The sequence below is a fragment of the Parapusillimonas granuli genome, from assembly GCF_013416525.1.
Classification (GTDB): domain Bacteria; phylum Pseudomonadota; class Gammaproteobacteria; order Burkholderiales; family Burkholderiaceae_B; genus Parapusillimonas; species Parapusillimonas granuli.
Genome location: NZ_JACCEM010000001.1, coordinates 102,968 through 127,604 on the forward strand (window position 1 = coordinate 102,968; position 24,637 = coordinate 127,604).

The window sequence follows — 24,637 nt, forward strand, 5'->3', positions numbered from 1 at the left end:
GAATAGTAGTTGTGGTCATGGGTTCTGCTGAGCGAGGTGCTTGCCGGCGATGTAGCCGAAAGTCAGTGCCGGGCCGAGCGTGATGCCGGCCCCGGGGTAGTTGCCGCCCATGATGCTGGCGATGTCGTTGCCGACGGCGTACAGGCCCGGGATGGGCCGGCGCTGCCCGTCGAGCACGCGCGACAGCCCGTCCGTCGCCAGCCCGGCAAAGGTGCCGATGTCGCCCACCACGAGCTTGATGGCGTAGTACGGCCCGCGGCCCAGCGGGGCGAGGCATGGATTGGGCAGGCGGGTGGCGTCGCCCTGGTAGCGGTTGTAGGCCTTGGAGCCCTTGCCGAACAGCGGGTCTTTGCCTTCGGCGGCGTGGCGGTCGTATTCTTCGACGGTCGCCTGCAGCGCGGCCGCGTCCACGCCGATTCTGGCGGCGAGCTCGGCCAGCGTGGCGCCGCGCTTCAGGTAGCCGTTGCGCAAGTATTTGCCGTAGGGCACGGGGAAGGGCGCGACGCAGCCCAGGCCGTAGCGCCGCAGGGTCTTGTGGCTGCATAGCAGCCATGCGCCGACCTCGGACCGGCCGGCGGCCCGGCAGGCGGCGACCATGTCCTGCACGAAATCGTGGTAGGAGTTCCCTTCGTTGGTGAAACGCCTGCCCTGCGCGGTCACGGCGATCACGCCGGGCTTGGCCCGGTCGATGAAATGCGGCATCACCCCTTGCGTGCCGTCGTCGCGCTCGACCACCGAGGTCGGCACCCAGGCGGCGGCTTGCGGAATGGTCGCATCCACCCAGCCGCCCACGGCTTCGGCCATGCGCAGGCCGTCGCCGGTATTGCCGGGCGGCGACGGCGTATGGTGTTCCCGCCCGGTGGGGGCATGCGGGAACAAGGCCTTGCGCCGCTCGATGTCGTGGGGAAAGCCGCCGCAGGCCAGCACGACGCCGCGCCGCGCCCGCAGCGTGCTTTGCGCGCCGCCGCGTTCGATGCGCACGCCCACGACCCTGCCCTGCTCGGTGACCAGCGACAGCGCGCGGGTCGACAGCCACAAGGGGATGCCCAGGTCCATGGCCGCCCGCCGCAGCCGCCCCGCCAGGGCGTTGCCGTTGGTCAGCGTCATGCCGCGGCCGTGGCGCCGGACGTCCAGCAGGTGCCGGCCCAGCCGGCGGCATACGAACAGGAACGAAGGCAGCGAACGGAAGGCCCGCATGAAATGCAGGATTTCTTTGCCCGAACCCAGCATCATGCCGAACACGGTGAGTTCCGGCAGAGGCGGCGCCAGGTGCTTGATTTCGTCGCCGAGCTCGCGGCCGTCGAAGGGGCGCGTGACCATGGAGCGGCCGCCGGGCTGCCCGCCGGGCGCTTCGGCATGGTAGTCGGGGAAGACCGCGGGCATGTCGAATTGCACGACGGTTTCGCGGGTGAAGAAATCCACGGCTTCGGGGCCGTACTTCAGGAAGGCGCCGACTCTTTCCGGGTCGAAATGCGCGCCGGCTTCGTGCCGCAGATAGCCCAGCGCGGCGCCGTCCGGCTCGATGATGGCCTGTTCCTTGGCCAGGCGCGTGCCCGGTATCCAGAGCCAGCCGCCCGAGCGCGCGGTGGTGCCGCCGAATTGCGCTTCTTTTTCGATCACGAGGACGTCCAGGCCGTTCGCCGCGGCGGTCACGGCCGCCGCCATGCCCGATGCGCCCGAACCGATGACCACGACATCGTAATCCGCTGCCTGTTGCACGGGTTTTGCCTCCTTGCTGGTGCCGCTGCGCGGCGTTTTCTTGATATTAGTTAATAACAGATATGTTCGTTGTTTGCATCGGTCGCCGTAAAGAGGGCCGGCCACTGGGAATAACGCCTATTGAAAAAAGCTCGACCTGATAGTAGATGCGTGATATCATCGACCTGCTGAACACAGGCCCTCGCCCGCATTTCGCGGCCCAGCCACTTCTTGTCACCAGCATGCGCATGAACCATGCGCCGCCGGTTGCTCCATACACGCTTCCTTCCAGAAGCGCAGCAAAACGCCCACTTGGCGTCACGAAGCACCCAACGCCCCTGACCGCAACGCGGTTTCCCGGATGCCTGCGCGCAGCCGGCCCGGTGCTTTTTATGTTTTTTATGAGGAAAAATCCATGGCCAAAGAAGAATTGATTGAAATGTCAGGACTCGTTACCGAAGTGTTGCCCGATTCCCGCTTTCGCGTCACGCTCGATAACGGCCATCCCGTCGTCGCGTACACCGGCGGCAAAATGCGCAAGCACCATATCCGCATCCTCGCCGGCGACAAGGTCTCGCTGGAAATGTCCCCCTACGACCTCAGCAAGGCCCGCATCACCTTCCGCCATATCGCCGGTCGCCCCGCCGCCGCTGTTACGCGTCGTCGCCGTTAAGCGGCCGGGCTGGCCGTACAATCGATCACAACGTTCACTTTCAAAAAGGAATGCCTGTGGTCAGTCCATCGTTGCCCGGCGTCGCCGCCGGCTCTCCGGAATCACGGCCTTTGTCCGAACTGCCTGAGTGGGCCGCATTCTGCGGCGCCGCCAAAGCTTCATCCATCGATACGCGCAAACTGCGGCTGATCGACGCCGCCGGCATCCAGATGGACATCAGCGGGCAGGTCTGCTCCGGCGAGCTCGCTGCGGCCGCCCGCGCCCTGCTCGATGCCCGCGGCTTTTCCGACATGCGCCGGCGCCTGCTGGACGGCGGCATCGCCAACGTGACCGAGAACCGCGCGGCCTGGCACACCAGCTTGCGCATCCCCGCCCCCATTGAAGAAATCGCCGCCGAGCGCCGGCGGCTCAACGAGTTCGTGCGGCTGGCCGATTCCGAGCGCCGCTGGCGCAACATCGTGCACATCGGCATCGGCGGCAGCGACTGGGGCGTGCGGCTGGCGGTGGGCGCCTTCGGCTATGCGGGAACCTGGCGCAACGTGCATTTCGTGGCCAACATCGACGGCCATGCGATCCAGGGCGGGCTGGCCGGTCTGGACCCTCACGACACGCTGATCGTGCTCGCCTCCAAGTCCTTCACGACCGCCGAAACGCTGCAGAACGGGCGCCGCGCCCTGGAATGGCTGCAGGCGTCGGGCGTGGCCAATCCCTACGACCAGGTCGTCGCGATCACCGCGCGCCCGGAGGTGGCGCGCGCCTGGGGCATCGCCGACGCCCATATCTTCAAGCTCTGGGACTGGGTCGGCGGCCGGTTTTCCGTGTGGTCGGCGGTCAGCCTGACGACGGCGCTGGCCGTGAACGTGGACGTGGTGGCCGGCATGCTGGCGGGCGCCGCCGCGATGGACGCCCATTTCCAGCAAGCGCCGCTGGAGGAAAACGCGCCGATCCAAATGGCGCTGGCCGGCATCGTCAACCGCAGCGTGCTGGGCTATGGGTCGCTGAACATCGCCCCCTACGACTTCCGCCTGTTCAACCTTGTGCCCTACATCCAGCAGCTGGAAATGGAATCGCTGGGCAAGTCGGTCAACCTGGCGGGCCAGCCCGTGGGCGTGCCCACCGGGCCGGCGGTGTGGGGCATGCCGGGCACCGACGCCCAGCATACCTTCTTCCAGTGGCTGCACCAGGGCAGCGAAGGCGCGCCGGTGGATTTCATCGTGTGCCAGCATGCCGACCACGGCTGGCCCGACCACCATCGCAGCCTGCTGGCGAACTGCCTGGCGCAGCGCGAAGCCCTGCTCAAGGGCAAGTCCTACGACGACGCCCTGGCGGAATGCCTGGCGGGCGGCATGGACGCCGACGAGGCCAAATGGCTTGCGCGCCATCGCGTGCACCCCGGCGGGCGGCCTTCCACCCTGATCGTCCTGCCGCGGCTGTCGCCCTATACGCTGGGCGCCCTGCTGGCCTTGTACGAGCACAAGATCTTCGTGCAAGGGGTGGTATGGGGCATCAACCCCTTCGACCAATGGGGCGTGGAATACGGCAAAGTGCTGGCCAAGGGCATTACCGCCGAACTCGCGGGCGAGGCGGCGGTGGATGCCCGGCACGACGCCTCGACCGCTTATTGGGTCGGGGCTTTTGGGTCGAATCAGGCGTCCAGTTCCTGAATCATCGCATCCGGTACTTCGATGCCGTTTGCGGCGGAGCGCACGGCGATCTGGGCGCGGCGCGCTCCGGGTATGCGGACCTGTTCATCGGCCAGCATGGCTTCCATCAGGGTTTCGACGCGTTCGAAGTAGACGTCGTTGCCGGCCAGGGCCGACGGGTCGATGGCCAGGAACACATGGCCCACGTGCGGACGGTTGCCCTGGGCGCTGAAGAATGAATCGGCCTCGAAGGCGAAGGCCGCGCCGGTCAGCGCCACGCACAGCAACTCCACCATGAGGGCGAGCATCGCCCCTTTCACGCCGCCGGCCGGGCACATCATGCCGTCCAGCCCGGCCTTGGGGTCGGTGGTGGGTTTGCCGTGCTTGTCCAGCGCCCAGCCCAGCGGGATCTCCCGGCCTTCGCGCGCGGCCACCATGAGCTTGCCGCGCGCCACCTCGGACAGCGACAGATCGATGCTGACGGCGCTGCCGTCGCGGCGCGGAAAGACGGCCGCTATCGGGTTGGTGCCGAACAGCGCGCGCGTGCCGCCCGGCGCCGGCATGGCCGCGGGCGAATTGCTGAATGCGAACGCCACCATGCCCGCCTGGGCGGCGGCTTCCAGGTGCAGGGCCGCGACGCCGAAGTGGTGGCTGCGGGTGACGCCGGCGAAGCCGATGGCGTATTGCCGCGCGCGGGCGATGGCTTCCCGGACGGCGAATTCGCAGGCGGGAAAGGCCAGGCCCTCGTCCGCATCGACCAGCACGCCCGCGCCCCGCTCGGCGCGGATGGCGGGAACGGCGGCGCCGTTGACGCGCCCGCTGCGCAAGTGCGAAGCATACTGACCCACCCGGGACAGGCCGTGCGAGCCCATGCCCTGCGCTTCGGCGGCGACCAGCGCCCGCGCGGTGCTGAGCGCCATGTCATGTGAGGCGCCGGCCTTTTCCAGCGCATTGGTCACCCGCTGGACGAGTGAATCGATAGTGTGCAACGCCATGCTGTTTGCCTTTTTTTCGGTTGATTGGCTTGGAGGGTGTCGATGCCTGGCCCGGGAAGCTAGGCTTTCAGGAATCGCGCGACTTCGTCGGCGATCATCTGGCTGACCCGCTGGTTGGACTCGGCGGTGACGCCGGCGATGTGCGGCGTCAGGATCAGATTGGGCGCGTCGGCAAACGCGTTGCCCGCCTTGAGCGGTTCCTGCGCGAAGACGTCGAGCGCCGCGCCGCCCAGCCGGCCCGCCCGGAGCGCGTCGGCCAGGGCGGATTCATCGACGATGCCGCCGCGCGCGGTGTTGATGAGGATGGCGCCCGGGCGCATCTTGGCCAGGGTATCGGCATCGAACAGATTGCGCGTGCTTTCTATCAGGGGCACGTGCAGGCTGACGACGTCGGACTGGGCCAGCAGCTCGTCCAGCGGCAGTTGCCGGACACCGGTTTCCGCCCATACCGGCGCGCTGCCCGGAATGCCCGGGTCGTAAGCGATGACGGTGAACCCCAGGCCCTGCGCCAGGCCGGCCGCAAGCCTGCCGATACCGCCGAAGCCCACCAGGCCCAGCGTCTTCCCGCCCGATTCGCGCCCTTCGGACAGGCGCGTGCGGGGCCAGTCGCCGCGCAGCACATCGGCGCTGGCAAGAAAGCCGCCGCGCAGCAGCATCATGGCCGAGGCAATGACGTATTCGGCCACCGCCCGGGAATTGGCGCCGGTGGCCGGGATCACTTTGATGCCCCGGTCGGTGCAGACTTTCGTGTCGATGTTGTCCAGCCCAACGCCCAGCCGTCCCACCACCTTCAAGCCGCCCGCGGCCGCCAGCAGTTCGCCGCCGACCTGGGTGCGATTGCGCACGATCAGGCCTTGCGCGCCGGCCACCGCGGCGCGCAAGTCGTCGGGCCTGTCGACCAGCGCAGGGTCGTAGACGACCTCGAAGCCGCTGCGCAGCTGGTCGACGGCGGCGGTGTCCATAAATTCGGAAATGATGATTTTCATGTCGGCTCCTGTGATGAGCCAGATCGTATCCGCGTCCTGATGGCAGTGTCAACTAAATGATCTATATGACATGAGATGGCCGAAGGCGGGAAGCCGTGGGCGTGGGGCTCATGAGGCGCCGTCCCCGCCGGCGCGCGGCACGGCGCTTGCTCGTCCGGCTGCACCAAACGGCATGATCGCCACCCGATACACCGAGCAGGAGCGCCAATGAACGCCAAGCAAGACAACGATGCCAAGGCCGCCGCCGGCAAGCAAAGACGCATCCAGGACCAGCAAGACGAGCTGGACCAAAGCAAGCCAAAATCAGGCGGCGACGGCAAGGGCAAGCCGGCGCAAACCGGCGCGCGCCCGCATCCCGAGCCGCCCCTGCCCGGACAGCACCTGGAAAAGCCCGGCCTGGAACAAGACCTCGAGCTGCAACCCCAGTTCGAAGCCCCCCTGTACCAGGGCAGCGGCAAGCTGCGGGGCCTTACCGCGCTCATTACGGGCGGGGATTCCGGCATCGGCAGAGCGGTCGCGGTATTGTTTGCGCGCGAAGGCGCCGACGTGGCGATCGTCCATCTGGACGAAACGCCGGACGCCGAGGAAACCCGCCGCCACGTCGCCGCGGAAGGTCGGCAATGCCTGGTGATCAAGGGCGACGTCAAGGATCCGGCCTTCTGCGAAAAAGCGGTGAGCACGACCGTCGACACCTTCGGCAAGCTCGACATCCTGGTCAACAACGCCGCCTTCCAGGAACATGCCGACTCTCTGCTGGACATCACCGACGAGCGGTTCGACGAAACCATGCGCACGAATGTCTATGGATACTTCCATATGGCTCGCGCCGCGCTGCCGCATCTGAAACCCGGATCCTCCATCATCAACACCGGTTCGGTGACCGGCTTGCGGGGCCAGCCGCAGTTGCTCGATTATTCGACGACCAAGGGCGCAATACACGCTTTCACGATGTCGCTGGCCGGCAACCTGGCGGAAAAAGGGATACGGGTGAACGCCGTGGCTCCGGGCCCGGTCTGGACGCCCTTGAATCCCGCCGACCAGCCTCCGGAAAAAATAAAATCCTTCGGCGCCAAGACCGCGCTGGGCCGGCCGGCCCAGCCCGAAGAAATTTCACCCGCCTATGTATTTCTTGCATCGCCGGTGTGTTCCAGCTATATCACCGGCATCGTCCTGCCGATCACCGGCAGCCCGGGCGGCTAGGACCTGTTGACGCTACAAGGCAGGCGGCACCGGCCCCTGTGCCGCCTGGTAGCGCTCAGGGGCGCCGGTCGAAGAAATGGATGTCTTCCAGCGCCATTTTCAGGATGGAAAGAGCGTTCAGCGCGCCGAACGGCAGCGATACGTGCTTGGTGGAGCGCGGCAGCTCGGATTCAAAAGGGTTGATGCGTATCAGCGGCGCCCGCTGGCGCTCGCTGAACTGCCGCACGACCGGCAGGCTCGAGCCCGCGCCGATTTCGACGACGATGGGATTGGCCGCATTCCATAGCCAGGTATTGAGCCTCATGCGCTGGATCATGCTGCGCGTTTCGATCCAGTCCAGGTCCTCGAACATCAGGATATTGGGCCTGGCCAGCCCGCCGCACTGGGGGCAGCTTGGCGGCTTGTTCAAAAGCAGGCAGTTCTCGTCGTCCACCTCGGGCTCGAAGCCTTCCGCCGACCAGACGTTCTGGTTGCAGTTGTTCAGGCACTGCAGATAATGGATGGAGCCGTGGCATTCGACGACGCGCCCTTCGGGGAACCCCGTCTTCTGGAAATGCCCATCGACATTGCTGGTGAACACGAAGGCGTCATGGTTCAGCCGCGCAGCGATCTCGCGCAGGATGTGGAAGCCCCCATGGGGCTGCATGCGCCGGTACAGATTCAAGCGGTGGCCGTAGAACCCCCAGGCCAGTTCGGGCCGCGTCCGGAAGTGCCGGGGGGTCGCCATTTCTTCAAAAACGATGCCGGACGCCTGGAGCGCCGGGTAGCTTTTCCAGAATCCTTGCCGGCCTCGGAAATCCGCCAGCCCGGAGTCGACGCCCATGCCGGCCCCCGCGGTGATCAATAACGCATCGGCATGGCTGATGAGCTGGGCAGCCTTGACGAATGCGTAATCGTGGATTTCCATAACCCGGCCTTCATTCTGATTTTTTAAACATAAACATATATGAGCAACTCGTAAAACTCAATCACCAATCATCAAAGAATTCTCCGGCGATTCGGTGTATTTTGACCGGCGGCCGCAACGGCATGCTCGGGGCGGGCCGGCGCCGAGCCTTGGGGTCCCGCCAACGCTGAAAGGCGGGCGGCACTGGCCCTGGAATCTAGAACAAGGTGAGCTGGCGGGAGGCGGCCTCCGCCGGACGGGTGAATTGCGTGACGTCGAGCTCGACCCGGCGCGCGTTCAACCCGAATCTGGCGCAGGCTTTCTGGAATCGCTGCCTGAGCAGGTCCGCGAACACGCCGGTGCCGCGCATGCGCACGCTGAACTCGGACTCGTAGATCTTGCCGCCATGCATCTGCCGCAGCTGGTTCATGACGTGCGCCTCTTTCAAGGGGTGATGGGCGCGCAGCCATTCAACGAACAGGCCGGCGACCTCACGCGGCAGGCGCAGCAAGGCATACCATGCGTCCAGCGCGCCCGCCTCGGCCGCCTGGCCCAGGATGCGCTCCATGTCGTGGTCGGTCAGCGCGGGAACGACGGGCGCCACCAGCACGCCGGTGGGTATGCCTTGCCGGCTCAAGGCGCGCACGGCTTCCATGCGGGCGGCGGGCGTGCTGGCGCGCGGTTCCAGGGTGCGCGCGATGTGCCTGTCGAGCGTTCCGATAGACATGAATACGCGCAGCAGGCGCCTGGACGCCATGTCCGCCAGCAGGTCCAGGTCTCTGGTGATGGACGCGGACTTGGTCGTGATTCCCACCGGGTGGCCGAATTCGCTCAGCACCTGCAAGATCGCGCGGGTGATGCCCAGACGCCGCTCGATGGGCTGGTAGGGGTCGGTATTGCTGCCCAGCACGATCACCCGTGGCCGATAGGAGGGCCTGGAAAGTTCGCCACGCAAGACTTCCGCGGCATTTTCCTTGGCGTAAAGCCGGGTTTCGAAGTCCAGGCCGGGGGACAGGTTCAGGTAGGCGTGGCTGGGCCGGGCATAGCAGTATATGCAGCCGTGTTCGCAGCCGCGATAGGGGTTGATGGATTGCTCGAAGGGGATATCGGGCGAGGCGTTCCGTGTGATGATGGAACGGGCCCTTTCGGCGGTGACGGTGGTGGCGGGACGCCATGGCGGTTCTTCCTGCGCGGCCGGCCAGTCGTCGTCGAAAGCTACGCGGGTGTGGGCGTCGAAGCGTGAGTTCTGGTTGGACAGGCTACCCCTGCCCTTGATGGGGGTGGCGGGCATGATGAGCTCCTTGAATACTGTTCAAATATACAGTATTCAAGGAGCTCATGGGCGTCGCGTGGGCCGTTTCTTGGCAGCCGGCCGGCCTGCTCGCCGGCCGGCTACGGCCCCCCGTTTCAATCACGCGAAAACGGCCGCCCGTTGAAATCCAGGGTAACCAGGTTGCCGTCCAGCCGCCCCATGCCCGGCGCATTCAAAGGCATGCCCGGCGCCGCAACGCCCCTGACCGCGGGCGCCGCCAAAAGCTTGCGCACCGCCGCAGCGGGCACATGCCCTTCTACAATCTGCCCCGTGCCATCGAAGACCGCCGTATGGCAGGACGCCAGCTCGCCGGGGACGCCGAGCTTCTGCTTGACGGCCGCCATCTGAGTCGTCTTGACCGCCTTGACGTCAAAACCCGAATCGCGCATGTGATCCACCCACCCCGAACAACAGCCGCAATTGGGATCCTGGTAGACGGTAAGGGAACCGCCCTGCGCGTGGACGACCGACGCGGCCGCCGTCAAGGCAAGGGCAAGAAGGCCTGCTTTCATTTGATGATCCTGGAAATGACCGCGGCGCGCACACGACGCCGCCGTTGCTGGTTATCGCATTCTGGGATTCGGCTCGAATCACGGTTTGAGAAACACCTTGATGCATCCGTCCAGTTTATCCCGAAATGCCGCTCCTCCAAAGCTGGCGTCCATCGCCGATGGGCTGGACTCAAGCGCCGCACACCTTCACCCACGCCAGGGGCAGGCCGGTGACGATGGTCGCGGCGCATGCGAAGACATCGAGCATGAAAGTAACGCGCCACATGAATCGCGCATTCGCCCGGGCCTCGTCGGCATCCGCATGGGCCGGCGCCAGGGCGGCCAAGCTGCGCCATGACATGCGGGCCAACAGAAGCACATGCGCCAGCCAGAGCATGATCAAGGTCCACCCGGCGATGTCGGCCCCGCTCGTATCCGGGCTGACATAAAGACAGGCCAGGGCATGGCCGGCATACAGGACGACGAACGCCAGCGCCCACACGACAAAACCGGCAAAGAGCCGGGAAAGCGACGGACGCGTCGCAGAGGGCGTGGCGAGCCTGTGCGTCTTCCCGATCATGCGCCGCCTCTCAAGGAAAGTATCAATACCATCAGGGCCGCTCCTCCAGCCGCCGAATGAAGCGTCCACATTCCGAAGATCCGCGTTTCTTCGCTGAAGGGTGCAGCACCGCCATGGCGGATACGTCGCAGGGCAATGAACGCGGCCATGACGAGCACCAGGGCCAGGTGCACCGCCATGTAGGCAAGCGCCACCATCATGCAAGCCCAGTAGGCATGGCTGGCAGGATCCTCCAGCCTGCCGATTATGGCGGCCACCGGAACAAGCGCCAACACGGTGGAGCCGGCACAGCCGTACAGCCATCCGCCGCCGGCGCGTGGCCGGTTCCCGCGCCAGACGCACAGTGCCATGCCACCATAAGCAAGGAATATCCACGCCGCTTGCAGAGGCGGAACACCCAGCCATTGCCCGGGCGGCCAATTCGGCGCGTAGAGCCTGAGGAACACAATGCCGAAAACCAGCGACGCAAGAAAGGTGCCGTTCGCCAGTAGCGTACATGCCATGCCCCACCACCCTGGAGAACTCCGGCAGTCCGTATGCACGGGCAGCCACACGCCCGGCTTCGCCTCGATCGCTTCCTGCGATCCGCGCGGTGACTCCATCCAGACCCAGACCATGAACAGCAACGCGACCACGCCTGCGAACAGCAAGGCCACGGCATATGCTTTGAACAGCAGGCCAAGGAAGAAGACGCCGGTTGCCAGGCCGCAATAAAGAGGAAGCCAGCTCGATCCGGGTAAATTGACCACGCTTTGGGGATTTCCAGTCAATGCATCCACGCTCATGGTCTGGCGGTGGGCGGGCGGGTATCCGCCCAGCCAATGCCTGCCGCCGGCAAGCTCGGCCCCTAACGCCGAGTTCCGCCACAATGGATACCGGTGCTCGACGTCCGGCTGAGTCGCAAAGTTGTAGGAAGCGGGCGGCGTGGGCATTGCCCACTCGAGCGTGCCCGCCGTCCAGGGGTTGCGCGGCGCGGGCGTGCCCCTGCGGGCATGCAGCCCCACATCGAGCAGGAACACGGCAAACCCGATCGCCTGTATGAACCCGCCCATGCTGGACGTCAGATTCAGCAAATCCCAGCCCATGTCGGCCGCGTAGGCATCGATGCGTCTCGGCATGCCCAATAGCCCTGTCAAGTGCATGGGGAGAAACGTGATGTTGAAGCCGCCGAATATCAGCCAGAACCCGGCGGTTCCAAGGCTGCCCGAAGGCATGCGGCCGGTAAAGTGAGGCAGCCAGTAATAGCTTGCCGCCAACAGGGGAAACACCATGCCGCCCGTCAGGACATAATGCAGATGCGCCACCACGAAATGGGTATCGTGCACCTGCACGTTGAAGGGCACGAGCGCCACCATGACGCCCGTCAGGCCGCCGATCACGAAGATGAACAGAAAGCCGCCCAGGTATAGGACCGGCAGCCGAAGAGCAACCTGACCGGCCCACAATGTGGCGATCCAGGCAAAGAACTGGATCGCGGTCGGTATCGCCACCAGCATGCTCGCCACCGAAAAGAACGCCAGGCTGAGCTGCGGGATCCCGACTGAAAACATGTGGTGAACCCATAGGCCGAAGCTCAGGAAACCCATTGCGACGACGCTATTGACCACCCAGGAATAACCCAGCAAGGGGTGCCGGGCAAATGTCGGGATCATGGTCGACACCAGCCCCGCCGCAGGCAGGAAGATGATGTAGACCTCGGGGTGTCCGAACATCCAGAACAGGTGTTGCCACAACAGATTGTCTCCGCCCAGGGCAACCGAAAAGAAGGGCAAACCGAAAGCCCGCTCCAGCTCGAGCAATATGCTGCCGAGGATCAATGGCGGGAATCCCACCAGTATCATTCCGGCGGTCACCAGCATGTACCAGGCAAAAATAGGAAGCTGCCGCAAACTCATGCCCGGCGCGCGTATCTTGAGTATGGTGGCGATGAGTTCCACGGCCCCGCACAAGGCGGAGATCTCCGCGAACGTGATGCCGATCAGCCAGATATCGCTGTTGATGCCGGGGGTGAACTGCTTGCCCGACAAGGGGGTATACATGAACCACCCCTTGTCGGGCGCCACGCCCAGAAGCATGGCGACGATGAGTATCAATCCCCCGAAAAGGTAGCACCACCACGCATAGGCGCCGAGCCGCGGATAAGCCAGGTCGCGCGAACCCAGCATCTTGGGCAGCAGATAAAAGGCAAACCCCTCCAGCATCGGGATGGCGAACAAGAACATCATCACCGTGCCATGCATCGTAAAAATCTGCGCATACAGATCGCTGTCGAGGAACGCGCTGCCCGAGGTGGCCAACTGAGCACGCATCAGCATCGCAAGCACGCCGCCCACCAGGAAGAAGCACAAGGCGGCGATGATGAAGCGCATTCCCATCGTGCCGTGGTTCACGGCCGAAAGGCTGCGCCAGCCCTTTGGAGAGGCCCATTGGCGCTCCAGGGCATGATGCAGCGCTATAGGATGCGGTCGCTCGTCGTTCACGGTCGCACTCCTTCTGTGGTGGGCAGGCGCGACAGGAGTCCATCGAGCACGTCTGGCGGATGCGCGATGACACGCAGCTGCATGACTGCGTGTCCGGTCCCGCAATATTCGGCGCAGGTTCCCAGGTAGACGCCCGGTTCCGGCGCGACATAAACAATGCGGTTGGTCCGCCCAGGTATCGCATCCATCTTTCCGCCCAGCTTGGGCACCCAGAAGCCGTGGATCACATCCGCGGAACGCAGCTCGATGCCCACTGCCACGCCTGCCGGGACATGCAGTTCATTCAGAGAATAGCGTGCGCCGCCAGGCGCGTCCGGATAACGGACTTCCCACCACCATCGGTGCGCCGTCACCTGCACATGGTAAGCCGCCTCATCCTGCGGCGGCGCCTTCGCATAGGCATAGACCAGCAAGGCCGCCATGACGCCGACCGGAAACAGCACGCCGCCTGCGACCAGCAGCCAATGGCCTCGACGGGCTGACACACCCGCGTCGCCGTCCTTCGACCTGCGTACCGCCACAGCCGTCAGCGCCAGCATCAGCAAAAAGATGCCGACGCCGCCCCAAGCCATGGCGTACCATACGTCCGCCACATGCCGAGCGCCGGCGCTGGCGGCGTCGATCGCGGACAAGGGCGCATCGCGACAGCCCGCAAGCGCGCCCGCAAGCAAGACAGCGGCCTTTCCTGCGCCGCGGCATGGTGCTTGCTGAGTGCCGGCCTGACGACTAGAAGCGGCCGGGCCAATGGAAGATCTTTCTCGACAGCACTTGCAGGAATCACGGCCTGAAGGCTCTCCGAGCGCGGTGGCCTTGGGCAGCCATCCCATCCATCCTATGCTGGTGCCCTTCCCCATCGCCTTCCTCATCACGGCCACCGCCAGCGACATCGGTTTTCTCTTGACCCTGGATTCGTTCTGGGCTCGCGTCTCGCTGTGGCTGCTGGGCGGCGGCGCAGCCATGGGCTTGGTCGCGGGCATCGTCGGCACGGCCGAGCTTCTGATCATCGGCTCCATCCGTCGCCGCGCCGCTGCATGGAGCCATTCCGTCGTGGCCGTGATGCTGTTGGCAGTGGCCTTTTTCAATTGGTTCATGCGACTTTCCGACCCTGTGTCGACCATATACCCCGCGGGTATTCTGCTGTCGGCGCTGGGCTTGCTCCTGGTGTCGGCGGCGGGCTGGCTAGGGGGAAAGCTGGTGTTCGAAGAACGGGTAGGGGTGAAGGAGGCGTGAGCGCGGCATCGATGTAGTCGATTCTGGGCTTTGCCAGCACCAGCCATAGCACACAGGGAATCAGAGCCAGCGGCGTCAGAATGCGCATCACCCTGATTCCGGCATTCGCCCGCTCGGCTTCATGAGTCTGCTTGGCCAGGATAATGCCGCAACGCGCATGGACGACCGACATCAAGGCCACGATCGCCAGTTTCACGGCAAACCACGGTTCAGTCACATCGCGCAGGGCCACGAGCGCCGTGCCCGACAAAATCGCGATGATCGCAGCCGGCGAGGCCAATACGACAAAAATCGTCCGGGACATTGCGTGGACCCGCAAATACTCCGGCTCGGAAAGCTTTGCGCTGTGCGTCGCCATGATCATGGGCAGATAGATCAGCGCGGCACTCCATATCAGTATGGCAACGACGTGCACAGCTTTCACCCATACCATGCGCGCTCCTATCGTTGTTCGTTCGTCGGCGTCGCAACGCCTAGCAAATCCCGTGCCCGCGGCCTCTTGCTGACAAGTAGCTGAACACGGCATAAGTCTTGCTGCACCGCGCCTTTCAGGGGGATTACGTCCATGACAAGACCAGATCAGAAAGCAAGACGCGCCGGCCCGCATGCGGGCCTTCACAACCAGCGCCCAAGTCCGTATGCGGGTCCTGCCGGCGGATGGGGTTCCGCCCGTTCGGTTGCAGGCATCATTTCCCGGACAGGCGCCTACGAAGCCGCCGCACGCGTGCTGCCACGCCAGAACAAGCCTGCCGGCTTCGCATGCGTCAGTTGTGCCTGGGCCAAGCCTGCGGAACCTCACGCCCTGGAGTTCTGTGAGAACGGCGCCAAAGCCACCGCGTGGGAAGGCATGAGCAAACGAGCCGGGCCGGACTTTTTCTACCGGCACACCGTGGCCGAATTGCGGAATTGGTCCGATCATGATCTGGAAAGCGCGGGCCGCCTGACCGAGCCGCTGGCCTGGGACGCCGGACAGGACCGCTATGTGCCCATCAGCTGGGAAACGGCACTGTCGGAGATCGGCGCCAAGCTCGAGCGGATGGCGCCGGATAAAGTCGCTTTCTATACGTCCGGCAGGGCGTCTCTTGAAGCCTCCTACATGTATCAGTTGATGGCCCGCGTATATGGCACCAACAATCTTCCCGACAGTTCCAACATGTGCCATGAATCCACCTCGGTGGGTTTGCAAGAAAGCCTGGGGCTGGGGGTGGGCACGGTCCGGCTCGAGGACTTCCAGCAGGCGGAAGCCATCTTCTTCTTTGGCCAGAACGTCGGCAGCAACAGCCCGCGCATGCTTCACGAGTTGCAAAAGGCCAGCGAGCGCGGCGTTCCCATCGTCACATTCAATCCTCTGCGTGAAAAAGGATTGGAGCAATTCAAGAATCCCCAGCGCCCCGCGCAAATGCTCGGCGCGCCGAGTACGCCGATCAGTTCGCACTATCACCAAGTGGTCCCAGGCGGCGACATCGCGGCGCTTGCGGGCATGTGCAAGTCGCTGCTGGATGTTGACGAGCGTGCCCGCGCGCAAGGACAGGTTCCTCTCCTGGACTGGGATTTCATTCGCGAGCACACCGCTGGATTCGAGGATTTTGCAGGGTTCCTGCGGGCCACGAGCTGGGACGACATACATCAGCTTAGCGGCCTCGGCAGGGAAGCGCTCGAAGACGCCGCCTGGATCTATGCCCGCGCCGATGCCGTGCTGCTGGTATACGGCATGGGCCTGACTCAACACCTGGGCGGGGTCGACAACGTTCAAATGCTCGTCAACTTCGCTCTCATGCGAGGTAATGTGGGCAAGGCCGGCGCTGGTATCTGTCCCGTTCGCGGACACTCCAACGTACAGGGCCAGCGCACCGTGGGCATCACGGAAAAGCCCGAGCTCGCGCCCCTGGATCGCCTTGCCGAACTATATGCGTTCGAACCGCCCCGTAAAAAAGGCCTGGACACGATAGGAACCTGCGAAAGCGCGCTGAAGGGCGACCTGCAAGGCTTCGTCGCGCTTGGCGGCAACTTCGTCCGGGCCGCGCCCGACACGGCGGCGCTGGAACCGGCCTGGAGCCGTCTGGACCTGACTGTCCATATCAGCACTACGCTGAATCGCAGCCACCTCTTCCCCGGCAAAAGCGCCTACGTGCTGCCGTGCTTGGGCCGCAGTGAAATCGACCGGCAGGCGGGCGGCGTGCAATTCGTTTCCATAGAAGACAGTACTTCCTGCGTCCATGGCTCCATCGGCCGCAAAACCCCGGCCGGCACTCAACTGCGTTCGGAGCCCGCGATCATTGCCGGCATTGCACTGGCGATTCCGCGTCTTGGCCAGGCAAACGTGCCTTGGCAGGCATGGATGGACAATTACGCGCTCATAAGGGAAGCCATCGAAGCGACTTACCTACAGCGTTTTTCCCGGTATAACGAACGCGTCTGGAATCCCGGCGGCTTTCCACTTGCCAATGCGCCGCGCGAACGCATATGGAACACGGAGACCCGAAAGGCGAACTTCAAGATACCGCAGGACCTTACCGCAAGATTGCGGCAGGAATCGGATGAGGAAGCGGTCCTGCAGCTCATGACCTTGCGCAGCAACGACCAGTTCAACACCACCGTCTATGGGTATGAGGATAGATTCCGCGGCATATCCGGCACACGGCAAGTGGTATTGATGAATGCCGATGACATCCGGGCACATGGGCTAACTGAAGGCGAGCGCGTCACGCTGCGCACCGCTGTCGATCTCGCCAATCCTCGCAGCATCGGCGACCTGCGGGTAGTCGCCTACGATATACCGCGAGGCTCCTGCGCCGCATACTACCCGGAATGCAATGTCTTGCTGCCGGTGTGGCACCATGCCAGGGAAAGCCATGTCCCCGCCGCCAAATCCATACCCGTGCGCATTGCGCCTGCCTCGGCCGGGCCGCGGCCTACCCCGGATCCTGCCGGTTGACCTCTCTTTGCATCTCCAGGATCTCCGGCGGCCAGGTGCTTTTTATATAGGTCAGGACCGCGATGATGTCCTCGTCGGACAAGACGGCGCCATAGGCCGGCATGTCGCTTTCATAGCCCGCCGGCGCCGTGCGTCCCGGCACCAAGCCGTTCTTAGTGATGTCGATCAGTACGGAATCGGGATGGTGCCAGGTGTGTCCGGTTTCGTCATGCGGCGGCGCCGGCAAACGCCCGTTACCCATCCGTTCGCGCCAATTCGGCTGGCCGCTGAGGTCGGCCGCGTGGCAGGCGGCGCAATATGCGTCGTATACCCTCTTTCCGCGCACAGCCATCACACTGTCCGAGGGATCGATGAACGCAGGTTCGCGCGCCTTCCAGAGCGCGAATGCCGCCGTTGCCAGGCCCATGGCGAATATGGCAATGACGATGGCGTTTGCTCCATTTTTCAACATGGTTTGGTGGCCGAGCTTATGCGCCGGACAATATGATCGATTTACCGTTATAACAGGATCGAGGCCAGACCCCGTACGGGGCCTGACCCCTTTCTTCGCTCCAGAGAATAATCTTCTGAACCACCTCGGAGACCACACAAGTGAAACGTTATCAACTGAAGATCGGAGGCAAATCGGTCGACCCGGCGTCAGGCGACTGGTTCCAGACGCAGAATCCCTTTACCGGCGAGGCCTGGGCCGAGATCCCACGCGGCACATCCGCCGATGTCGATATTGCAGTCAATGCTGCGCACGATGCGTTCATTTCCGGCCCTTGGCATGAAATGACCGCATCCCAGCGCGGGCTGCTGCTGCACCGCCTGGGCGATCTCATCGCCCGCGACGCCCGCAAGCTCGCGGAAACCGAGGTACGCGACAATGGCAAGCTGATCGCGGAAATGCAGGGCCAGCTGAACTACCTTCCGCAATGGTTCTATTACTACGGCGGCCTGGCGGACAAGATTCACGGCGCGACACTGCCGCTCGACAAGAAAGGATACTTTTGCTTTACCCGCCACGAACCGCTTGGCGTCGTTGCAGCGATCACGCCATGGAACTCGCCATTGATGCTGCTGGGCTGGAAGGTGGCTCCGGCATTGGCAGGGGGCTGCACTGTCGTGATCAAACCCTCGGAGTTCACCTCCGCTTCCACTCTCGAGCTCGCCGACCTTTTCGACGAGGCGGGCTTCCCGCCCGGCGTCTTCAACGTGGTCACGGGCTATGGGAAGGACGTCGGGCCCGCGCTGGTAGAGCATCCTCTGGTACAAAAAATCACTTTCACGGGCTCTGACCAGACCGGCCGCGTGATCAATGAACAAGCGGCGCGTCACTTGAAACACAGCTCTCTGGAGCTGGGCGGCAAATCGCCCAACATCGTCTTCGAAAGCGCCGATCTGGAGCAAGCCGTCTTCGGCGCCATATCCGGAATCTTCGCTGCCACGGGACAGACATGCATCGCTGGATCGCGACTGCTTCTGCAGGACAGCATCTATGACGAATTCGTGGAAAAGCTCTTGGCGCTTGCGGCCACCGCCCGGATGGGCGACCCCATGGATCCCGACACCCAAGTCGGCCCCGTCACCACTCCCCCACAGTATCAGAAGGTGCTGGAATACATCGATATCGCGAAGCAAGAAGGCGCTCGCCTGCTGCTGGGCGGCAAGCCCGCCGACAGGCCGGAATGCGGCAGCGGCGGCTGGTTTGTCGAGCCCACCATCTTCGGGGACGTCGACAACAGCATGCGGATCGCTCAGGAAGAAGTGTTCGGCCCGGTGCTGTCCATCATTCGCTTCAAGGACGAGGCGGACGCCGTGCAGATCGCCAATGACGTCCGGTTCGGCTTGGCGGCAGCGGTTTGGACCAGCGACATGGCCCAGGCATTGCGCATGACGGAAAAGCTCAGGGCCGGCACGGTGTGGGTCAATACGTATCGAGCCGTCAGTTTCATGGCGCCCTTTGGCGGCTATAAGGATTCGGGCCTCGGACGCGAGAACGGCATGGACGCCATCAAGGAATTTCTTCAGACCAAGAGCGTCTGGCTCAACAGCGGCGCGGTGTCCGGAAATCCGTTCGTCATGCGCTAAGCCCTACTGAAAGGAACGACGCCCGCGCCAGCAAGGCGCCGGCGCCGTCAGGCAGCGCTTTTCAAGACTTCCTTGGTATGGTCCACGTGCTGCTCCAGCAACTTGACCGCAAGGTCGACGTCGCGCGCCATGCACGCCTTCAGGATTTCCCTATGCTCGGACTGCGGCGACTTCCGCCCCACCCGGTAGCTTTGCAGCGCCCGCAGATGCATGGCGATGCCGCGCACCATCTCTTCTATCATCTTCAGCAAGCGCGGCAGCCCGCAGGGCCGGTACAGGCACAGGTGGAATTCCAGATTGAGCTCGGCCCATTCCCTGGGCAGATCGCTTTGGTCGTACTTGGCGAGAATTTCCTCGGCGGCGCGAAAATCCGATTCCTGCATGTTGGGGATCGCCAGTTTCAGCGCGCGCGTTTCCAGGCCGATGCGGATGTCCAGCGTCTCCAGAAGCTGCGGTATGGTCTGCCCGGCGACGATCGAACCCTGATGGGGCGTATGCTCCACCAAGCCCTCCACTTGCAGGCGCTTCAATGCTTCGCGCACGGGTATGCGGCTGACCCCGAAGCGTTTGGCCAGCGCTTCCTGCTTCAGCTGCACGCCTATGGGAAAACCGCCGGACAGAATCATGGCACGCAATTCAGTCGTGATCGCATCGGCGGACAAAGCCCGGCCCACTTCTTCATTCATCGATGATTCCTTCATGGCAAACGGTTCCGAAGAATGAAATGATAAATTGAATCCGACACGGGATCCAACTCCTCCCAGACGCTCGAACGGGAAAGGCCTGGCTCCGCATGGGGTTTGATTCCATTTCCGGCGAAGCGTTGACAAATGGATCCAATAACGGATACGATCTTCATGCATCCAACCACTGGCCGGAGAGACATGAATACCACCCAGAAAAAATTCGACGTCGCCGTCATCGGCGGCGGCGTGATCGGATCGGCGGTCGCCTATTTCCTGTTGAAGCAAGACCCGCAGCTGTCGGTTTGCGTCATGGAACCCGATCCCACTTATGAATACGCTTCGGCGCTGCGGTCCTCCGGCGGTTGCCGGGTGCAGTTCACCGGCGAAGAAAACATCGCGATGTCGCTCTTCAGCATCGATTTCATCAAGAATTTCGAGCGCACCATGTCGACCGGCAAGCATCCGGCCCACGTGGACTGGGTCGAAGGCGGCTATTTGTTCATCGTCCCGCCGGAACACGCGGCCCAGCTCGAAAAGAACGCCGCCTTCCAGCGGTCCCAAGGCGCAACGGTCGAACTGCTTTCGCCTTCGGAATTGAAAGACCGCTTTCCCGCGATGCATGTGGGCGACCTGGGCGCCGGCGCCCATACCCCGCATGACGGGTGGTGCGACCCGAACGGCCTGCTGTGGGGCTTTCGCCACAAGGCCGTCGACCTCGGCGCCGTCTATATCGCGGCGCGCGTCGTCGGCGCCGAAACCAGCGGCGTGAAGGCCGTGTCCGTCCGGCTGGACGATGGCGCGACCGTACGCGCCGACGCCTTCGTCAACGCGACCGGCGCCTGGTCCGGCGACGTCGCCAAGATGTTCGGCATGAACCTTCCCGTATCCCCCATGCGCCGCTTCGAGCACTACTTCACCCCCGGCACCAAGGTCGGCCACCTGCCCTATGTCAAAGACCTCTCGCGCCTGGCTTTCCGCTCGGAAGGCCAAGGCTATTCGGGCGGCCTGGTCGACGGCAGCGCCGCGCGCGGCTACAACTTCGAAGTGGACCACGATTATTTCGAAAACGTCGTCTGGCCGGCCGTGGCACACCGCTTCCCCGCCTTCGAGGCCGCCAAGTGCCATCGCACCTGGTCGGGGCTCTATGAAGTCAACGAACTGGACGGCAACGCGGTCATCGGCGCCTGGAACTCCAGGCTGCCCAATCTGTATACGGTCGCCGGCTTCTCCGGGCATGGAATGATGCACGCCCCGGCCGCCGGTCTGGCCATCGCCGAACTCATCGTCAAGGGCCGCTACGAAACCCTCGATCTCACGCGACTCGGCTACGAACGGGTCGAAAACAACCGGCCCTATCCTGAGCTGGGCATACTTTGAACGCGAACGGGACGCCGCATCCATGAACAATGCTTTTATTCTGAAGAACGGCAAGCTGCTGGACCCGCGCCAGGGGCGCCTGCTCGACGGCTACGAAATCGCCGTCAGGGACGGGTACGTCCAGGACGTCCGGCAAGGCGCCACGGAATGCCAGGGCGCGCAAGTCATCGACCTGCAAGGCAGGACGGTTATGCCGGGCCTCATCGACGCGCATGTGCACATCTACATGAACGAGGCGAACATCGCCGGGCTGGGCCAAGTCAGTCCCACATACATGGCGGCCAAGTCGACCGTCGTGCTGCGGGGCATGCTGCAGCGCGGTTTCACCACGGTGCGCGACGTCGCCGGCGGCGACTACGGCATGCGCGACGCCATCGAGGCGCAGTACGTGGAAGCCCCGCGGCTCTTCATGGGCGGGCGCGCGGTCAGCCAGACGGGCGGCCACGGCGATTTCCGCAATCGCGCCGAAAGCGGCTACGGCTGCGCCTGCTGCACCGGGCTGTCCCTGTTCAGCGTCATGGCCGACGGCGTCCCGGAAGTCGTCAAGGCGGTCCGCGAAGAACTGCGCAAAGGCGCGGACCACATCAAGATCATGCTCAGCGGCGGTGTCGCCTCTCCCAATGATCCGCTGTACAGCCTCCAGTACAGGGAAGACGAAATCGATGCCGCGGTCCAGGAGGCCACGCGCTGGGGATCCTATGTATGCGCCCACGCCTATTCAGACGAAGCCGTCCGGCGCGGCATCGAACTGGGCGTCAGGACCATCGAGCACGGCAATTTCCTGACGCCCGAAACGGCCGCCATCATGGCGGAAAAAGAAGCTTTTCTCGTGCCCACCCTGATCGTCTATGAGGTGAACAAACGCCTGGGCCCGGCATCGGGCAAATCGCCGGACAGCCTCGCCAAGAACGAGCAGGTCCACGCAGCCGGCCTGAAGTCGCTGGGCATCTGCGAAAAAGCGGGCGTTCGCATCGGCTTCGGAACGGACCTGTCCATGCACACCCAGCACTATCAATGCGAAGGCCTTGCGATCCAGGCCGGCGCCCTGTCCAACGAGGCCGTCATCCGGTCTGCGACCCTGGTCAATGCCGCCATCCTGAGGCAGGAAGGCAAGCTGGGCGAGCTGGTGCCCGGCGCCTATGCGGACTTGCTGGTCGTGGACGGGAATCCCTACGACGACATCACCGTGTTCGACGCCGAAGGCACCAATTTGCGCGTCATCATGAAACAAGGCCGCCTGTACAAATTCGATCTTTAAACAAATCCAGGAGACAAAACCGTGAAACGAATCACTTCCATACTGCTCGCCCTTCTGCTATGCGGAGGCCTCGCACATGCCGATTATCCGGACCGCCCCGTGAAGATGGTCGTCGGCTTCGGCGCCGGCAGCGCCACCGACACCCTGGCCCGCATCATTGCCGCCGACTTGAAAGATGAGCTGAACCAAAGCATAGTGGTCGAGACCAAGCCCGGCGCGGGCACGGCGGTGGCGGCGGGCCATGTTGCCAACAGCACGCCGGACGGCTACACCTTGCTGGTGGGATCCAATGCGACGTTCGCCGTCAATCCCGTGCTGCACGACAAGCTTCCATACGACGCCAAGAAAGACTTCGCCTTCATCGGCCACATCGGCGACATGCCGAGCTTCCTGATCGTATCGGCAGAATCACGCTTCAAATCGCTGGCGGACTTCATCGATCATGCCAAGCAGCATCCCGGCGCCTTGACCTATGCCTCGTCCGGCGTGGGGTCGACGGGGCACCTGGTGGGCGAAATGCTTGCCCATGAAGCCGGCGTCAAGCTGCTGCACGTGCCGTACAAGAACGGGCCCGACGGCTTGCGCGCCGTGGTCGCCGGCGACGTGGACGCGATTTTCTATACGTCCACCGCGGCGGCGTCCATGATCGATAGCGGCAAAGTGAAGCCGCTCGCCGTCAGCACCAGCTACCGGACCAAAGACCTGCCCCGGATACCCACGGTCGCCGAATCGGGCTATCCCGATTTCAATTTCGTGGGATGGATCGTGGTGGCCGCCCCGGCCAAGACGCCCGAGGCCGTGGTCGAACACCTGCGCAGCGCCCTGCGGCGGACCACGTCCAAGCCGGCCATCATCCAGAAACTGGAAGAGATCGGGATTCCCATGCCGCAGCGCACGCATGAAGAGTTCATGCGGTTCGTCGAACGCGACCAGCAGAAAATGGTTGAGCTGGGCAAGGCCGCCGGGCTATCGGCAAAATAGTGCCGCGCCAAGAAGAACCATCATAAAACGGCAAGGGAGGAATCTTATGCCAACAGCGGCAAGCAATGAAGCAATCAACGGCATCGTGGACCGCCTGCGCGGCTGCGTGGGTTCGGACACCTGCCGGCTGAGCCCGGAGGGCCTGCTGGGCCTGATCACCGAGATCTTCGTCCGCGCCGGCGTCCCGGCCGGTCCGGCGCGGATTCTGGCCAGAACCTGCGTGCATGCCGAAAGAGACGGCGCGCACAGCCATGGGCTGCATCGCATGCCGGCCTATCTGGCCACCCTGGCCACCGATTGGGTCACGCCCGGCGCCCGTCCCCGGGTCCAGGAATCCGCAAGCGGCACCGTGCTCGTCGACGCCAATAACGGCTTCGCCCAGCCCGCGCTGGCGCAAGCCATGCCCCTGCTCACGCGCAAGGCGAGCGAGGCCGGGGTGGCCGTCATGCTGATGAAGAATTCGCATCACTTCGGCGCCCTGTGGCTGGACGTCGAGCCTCTGGCCGAACAAGGCTTCGTCGCCTTGACGATGGTGAACTCCAGCAGCCACATGGCGCCCGTGGGCGGCACCAAACCCGTGTACGGCACCAATCCCATGGCGTTCGCCTGCCCGCGCGACGGGCGCCCGCCCATCGTCTTCGACCAGGCGACGAGCGTCATGGCGAAGGGCGACATCCAGCTCGCCGCCAAGAGCGGCAGGCCGGTTCCGCCCGGCACCGGCCTGGACAAGTTCGGCAAGCCCACGGAGGATCCGGCCGAAATCCTGGACGGCGGCACCTTGCTGCCCTTCGGCGGCCACAAAGGCTCGTCGATCGCCATGATGGTGGAAATCCTGGCCGCGGCGCTGACCGGCGGGAATTTCTCATGGGAAATCGACAAGTCGGGCTATACCAACGCCCATACCTCCAGGGCCGGGCAATTCCTGCTGTGCATCGATCCCCGCCTGTCCGGCGAGAACGCGTTCGCGCAGCGCATCGAGGCGCTGGCCCGCACCCTAATGGAAAGCGGCCAGTCGCGGCTGCCCGGCGACCGCCGCCACGCCAATCGAAAGCGCGCCGAAGACGAGGGCATCGCGGTGAACCCCGCGCTGCTGCTGTCCTGGTATGACGCGCCCCGCCCCGGCCCCGCCTGATACGGCTTGCGCCGGCGCCCC

General features: G+C 64.1%; 21 protein-coding genes and 1 pseudogene. 10 read left to right on the forward strand and 12 right to left on the reverse strand.

The features are described from left to right. Positions 1-15: 15 nt before the first annotated feature. On the reverse strand, positions 16-1,719 hold the full coding sequence (locus H0A72_RS00535; RefSeq protein WP_180152843.1) for an FAD-dependent oxidoreductase: 1,704 nt from the start codon (positions 1,717-1,719) through the stop codon (positions 16-18). Between the two features lie 394 nt (positions 1,720-2,113). Here H0A72_RS00535 and infA point away from each other — a divergent pair, with 394 nt between their 5' ends. Further along, positions 2,114-2,371, forward strand: coding sequence for a translation initiation factor IF-1 (infA, locus tag H0A72_RS00540; protein ID WP_180152845.1), 258 nt, complete (start codon positions 2,114-2,116; stop codon positions 2,369-2,371). 50 nt (positions 2,372-2,421) lie between these two features. Further along, a complete protein-coding gene (gene pgi / locus H0A72_RS00545) occupies positions 2,422-4,035 on the forward strand; it encodes a glucose-6-phosphate isomerase (RefSeq protein WP_180152847.1) in 1,614 nt (537 codons plus the stop codon). Here the strand turns inward: pgi and H0A72_RS00550 are convergent. After that, entirely contained in the window at positions 4,017-5,009 is a 993-nt protein-coding gene (locus H0A72_RS00550) for an Ldh family oxidoreductase (protein ID WP_180152849.1), read from the reverse strand. The two genes, pgi and H0A72_RS00550, sit on opposite strands and share 19 nt — an antisense overlap. A gap of 59 nt (positions 5,010-5,068) precedes the next feature. Then, positions 5,069-5,995: a hydroxyacid dehydrogenase gene (locus H0A72_RS00555; protein ID WP_180152851.1), complete on the reverse strand. Its 927-nt coding sequence runs from the start codon at positions 5,993-5,995 to the stop codon at positions 5,069-5,071. Positions 5,996-6,202: 207 nt separating this feature from the next. Between H0A72_RS00555 and H0A72_RS00560 the strand changes: the two genes are divergently transcribed. Next, a complete protein-coding gene (locus H0A72_RS00560; RefSeq protein ID WP_180152853.1) occupies positions 6,203-7,195 on the forward strand; it encodes an SDR family oxidoreductase in 993 nt (330 codons plus the stop codon). Positions 7,196-7,250: 55 nt separating this feature from the next. Here the strand turns inward: H0A72_RS00560 and H0A72_RS00565 are convergent, their stop codons facing one another. From H0A72_RS00565 to coxB, 6 genes are all read right to left on the reverse strand, one after another. After that, complete coding sequence (locus H0A72_RS00565) at positions 7,251-8,102, reverse strand: SIR2 family NAD-dependent protein deacylase (protein ID WP_180152855.1); 852 nt, start codon at positions 8,100-8,102, stop codon at positions 7,251-7,253. A 196-nt stretch (positions 8,103-8,298) separates the two neighbouring features. Then, positions 8,299-9,372 carry a PA0069 family radical SAM protein gene (locus H0A72_RS00570; protein ID WP_180152857.1) on the reverse strand — a complete coding sequence of 358 codons (1,074 nt, stop codon included), beginning with the start codon at positions 9,370-9,372 and terminating at the stop codon, positions 8,299-8,301. A gap of 116 nt (positions 9,373-9,488) precedes the next feature. Further along, a complete protein-coding gene (locus H0A72_RS00575) occupies positions 9,489-9,905 on the reverse strand; it encodes a DUF411 domain-containing protein (protein WP_180152859.1) in 417 nt (138 codons plus the stop codon). Positions 9,906-10,074: 169 nt separating this feature from the next. Next, positions 10,075-10,464 (reverse strand): hypothetical protein, encoded by a 390-nt coding sequence (locus H0A72_RS00580; protein ID WP_180152861.1) that lies wholly within the window; start codon positions 10,462-10,464, stop codon positions 10,075-10,077. Then, entirely contained in the window at positions 10,461-12,944 is a 2,484-nt protein-coding gene (gene ctaD, locus H0A72_RS00585) for a cytochrome c oxidase subunit I (protein WP_180152863.1), read from the reverse strand. The genes H0A72_RS00580 and ctaD overlap by 4 nt, the downstream gene beginning before the upstream one ends. Then, the gene (gene coxB / locus H0A72_RS00590) at positions 12,941-13,576 is read right to left on the reverse strand and encodes a cytochrome c oxidase subunit II (RefSeq protein ID WP_180152865.1); all 636 of its coding nucleotides are present in this window, start codon (positions 13,574-13,576) and stop codon (positions 12,941-12,943) included. The genes ctaD and coxB overlap by 4 nt, the downstream gene beginning before the upstream one ends. 112 nt (positions 13,577-13,688) lie before the next feature. On the opposite strand from coxB, the gene H0A72_RS00595 reads away from it, so the two are divergent. Next, entirely contained in the window at positions 13,689-14,174 is a 486-nt protein-coding gene (locus H0A72_RS00595; RefSeq protein ID WP_180152867.1) for a DUF2231 domain-containing protein, read from the forward strand. 85 nt (positions 14,175-14,259) lie between these two features. Here the strand turns inward: H0A72_RS00595 and H0A72_RS22475 are convergent. Next, positions 14,260-14,781 (reverse strand): annotated as a pseudogene (locus H0A72_RS22475) (CopD family protein); the annotation flags it as partial. Between H0A72_RS22475 and H0A72_RS00605 the strand changes: the two are divergent. Continuing rightward, positions 14,740-17,109 carry an FdhF/YdeP family oxidoreductase gene (locus H0A72_RS00605; protein WP_180152868.1) on the forward strand — a complete coding sequence of 790 codons (2,370 nt, stop codon included), beginning with the start codon at positions 14,740-14,742 and terminating at the stop codon, positions 17,107-17,109. The pseudogene H0A72_RS22475 and the gene H0A72_RS00605 sit on opposite strands and share 42 nt — an antisense overlap. Here H0A72_RS00605 and H0A72_RS00610 read toward each other — a convergent pair. Continuing rightward, positions 17,087-17,560, reverse strand: a complete 474-nt coding sequence (locus H0A72_RS00610) for a c-type cytochrome (protein WP_180152869.1) — start codon at positions 17,558-17,560, stop codon at positions 17,087-17,089. The genes H0A72_RS00605 and H0A72_RS00610 overlap by 23 nt on opposite strands. Positions 17,561-17,700: 140 nt before the next feature. On the opposite strand from H0A72_RS00610, the gene H0A72_RS00615 reads away from it, so the two are divergent. Continuing rightward, entirely contained in the window at positions 17,701-19,182 is a 1,482-nt protein-coding gene (locus H0A72_RS00615; RefSeq protein WP_180152870.1) for an aldehyde dehydrogenase family protein, read from the forward strand. A 47-nt stretch (positions 19,183-19,229) separates the two neighbouring features. Here H0A72_RS00615 and H0A72_RS00620 read toward each other — a convergent pair whose 3' ends face one another. Then, the gene (locus H0A72_RS00620) at positions 19,230-19,868 is read right to left on the reverse strand and encodes a GntR family transcriptional regulator (protein ID WP_180152871.1); all 639 of its coding nucleotides are present in this window, start codon (positions 19,866-19,868) and stop codon (positions 19,230-19,232) included. 198 nt (positions 19,869-20,066) lie between these two features. On the opposite strand from H0A72_RS00620, the gene H0A72_RS00625 reads away from it, so the two are divergent. The 4 genes from H0A72_RS00625 to H0A72_RS00640 are packed head-to-tail and all read left to right on the forward strand — an operon-like array spanning position 20,067 to position 24,616. Then, positions 20,067-21,245, forward strand: coding sequence for an NAD(P)/FAD-dependent oxidoreductase (locus tag H0A72_RS00625; protein ID WP_180152872.1), 1,179 nt, complete (start codon positions 20,067-20,069; stop codon positions 21,243-21,245). A gap of 22 nt (positions 21,246-21,267) precedes the next feature. Continuing rightward, positions 21,268-22,503 (forward strand): metal-dependent hydrolase family protein, encoded by a 1,236-nt coding sequence (locus tag H0A72_RS00630; protein ID WP_180152873.1) that lies wholly within the window; start codon positions 21,268-21,270, stop codon positions 22,501-22,503. A gap of 21 nt (positions 22,504-22,524) precedes the next feature. Beyond that, the gene (locus H0A72_RS00635; protein ID WP_180152874.1) at positions 22,525-23,484 is read left to right on the forward strand and encodes a tripartite tricarboxylate transporter substrate-binding protein; all 960 of its coding nucleotides are present in this window, start codon (positions 22,525-22,527) and stop codon (positions 23,482-23,484) included. 46 nt (positions 23,485-23,530) lie between these two features. Then, complete coding sequence (locus H0A72_RS00640; RefSeq protein WP_180152876.1) at positions 23,531-24,616, forward strand: Ldh family oxidoreductase; 1,086 nt, start codon at positions 23,531-23,533, stop codon at positions 24,614-24,616. Positions 24,617-24,637 lie beyond the last annotated feature (21 nt).

Bases quoted from the DNA above. Each gene is read 5' to 3' on its own strand.
- H0A72_RS00550 (WP_180152849.1), bottom strand. From the start codon at position 5,009: ATGGCGTTGCACACTATCGATTCACTCGTCCAGCGGGTGACCAATGCG.
- H0A72_RS00560 (WP_180152853.1), top strand. From the start codon at position 6,203: ATGAACGCCAAGCAAGACAACGATGCCAAGGCCGCCGCCGGCAAGCAA.
- H0A72_RS00605 (WP_180152868.1), top strand. From the start codon at position 14,740: ATGACAAGACCAGATCAGAAAGCAAGACGCGCCGGCCCGCATGCGGGC.
- H0A72_RS00570 (WP_180152857.1), bottom strand. From the start codon at position 9,372: ATGCCCGCCACCCCCATCAAGGGCAGGGGTAGCCTGTCCAACCAGAAC.
- infA (WP_180152845.1), top strand. From the start codon at position 2,114: ATGGCCAAAGAAGAATTGATTGAAATGTCAGGACTCGTTACCGAAGTG.
- H0A72_RS00555 (WP_180152851.1), bottom strand. From the start codon at position 5,995: ATGAAAATCATCATTTCCGAATTTATGGACACCGCCGCCGTCGACCAG.
- H0A72_RS00625 (WP_180152872.1), top strand. From the start codon at position 20,067: ATGAATACCACCCAGAAAAAATTCGACGTCGCCGTCATCGGCGGCGGC.
- H0A72_RS00630 (WP_180152873.1), top strand. From the start codon at position 21,268: ATGAACAATGCTTTTATTCTGAAGAACGGCAAGCTGCTGGACCCGCGC.
- H0A72_RS00595 (WP_180152867.1), top strand. From the start codon at position 13,689: ATGGAAGATCTTTCTCGACAGCACTTGCAGGAATCACGGCCTGAAGGC.
- H0A72_RS00580 (WP_180152861.1), bottom strand. From the start codon at position 10,464: ATGATCGGGAAGACGCACAGGCTCGCCACGCCCTCTGCGACGCGTCCG.
- H0A72_RS00640 (WP_180152876.1), top strand. From the start codon at position 23,531: ATGCCAACAGCGGCAAGCAATGAAGCAATCAACGGCATCGTGGACCGC.
- H0A72_RS00575 (WP_180152859.1), bottom strand. From the start codon at position 9,905: ATGAAAGCAGGCCTTCTTGCCCTTGCCTTGACGGCGGCCGCGTCGGTC.
- H0A72_RS00620 (WP_180152871.1), bottom strand. From the start codon at position 19,868: ATGAATGAAGAAGTGGGCCGGGCTTTGTCCGCCGATGCGATCACGACT.
- H0A72_RS00610 (WP_180152869.1), bottom strand. From the start codon at position 17,560: ATGTTGAAAAATGGAGCAAACGCCATCGTCATTGCCATATTCGCCATG.
- H0A72_RS00565 (WP_180152855.1), bottom strand. From the start codon at position 8,102: ATGGAAATCCACGATTACGCATTCGTCAAGGCTGCCCAGCTCATCAGC.
- pgi (WP_180152847.1), top strand. From the start codon at position 2,422: ATGCCTGTGGTCAGTCCATCGTTGCCCGGCGTCGCCGCCGGCTCTCCG.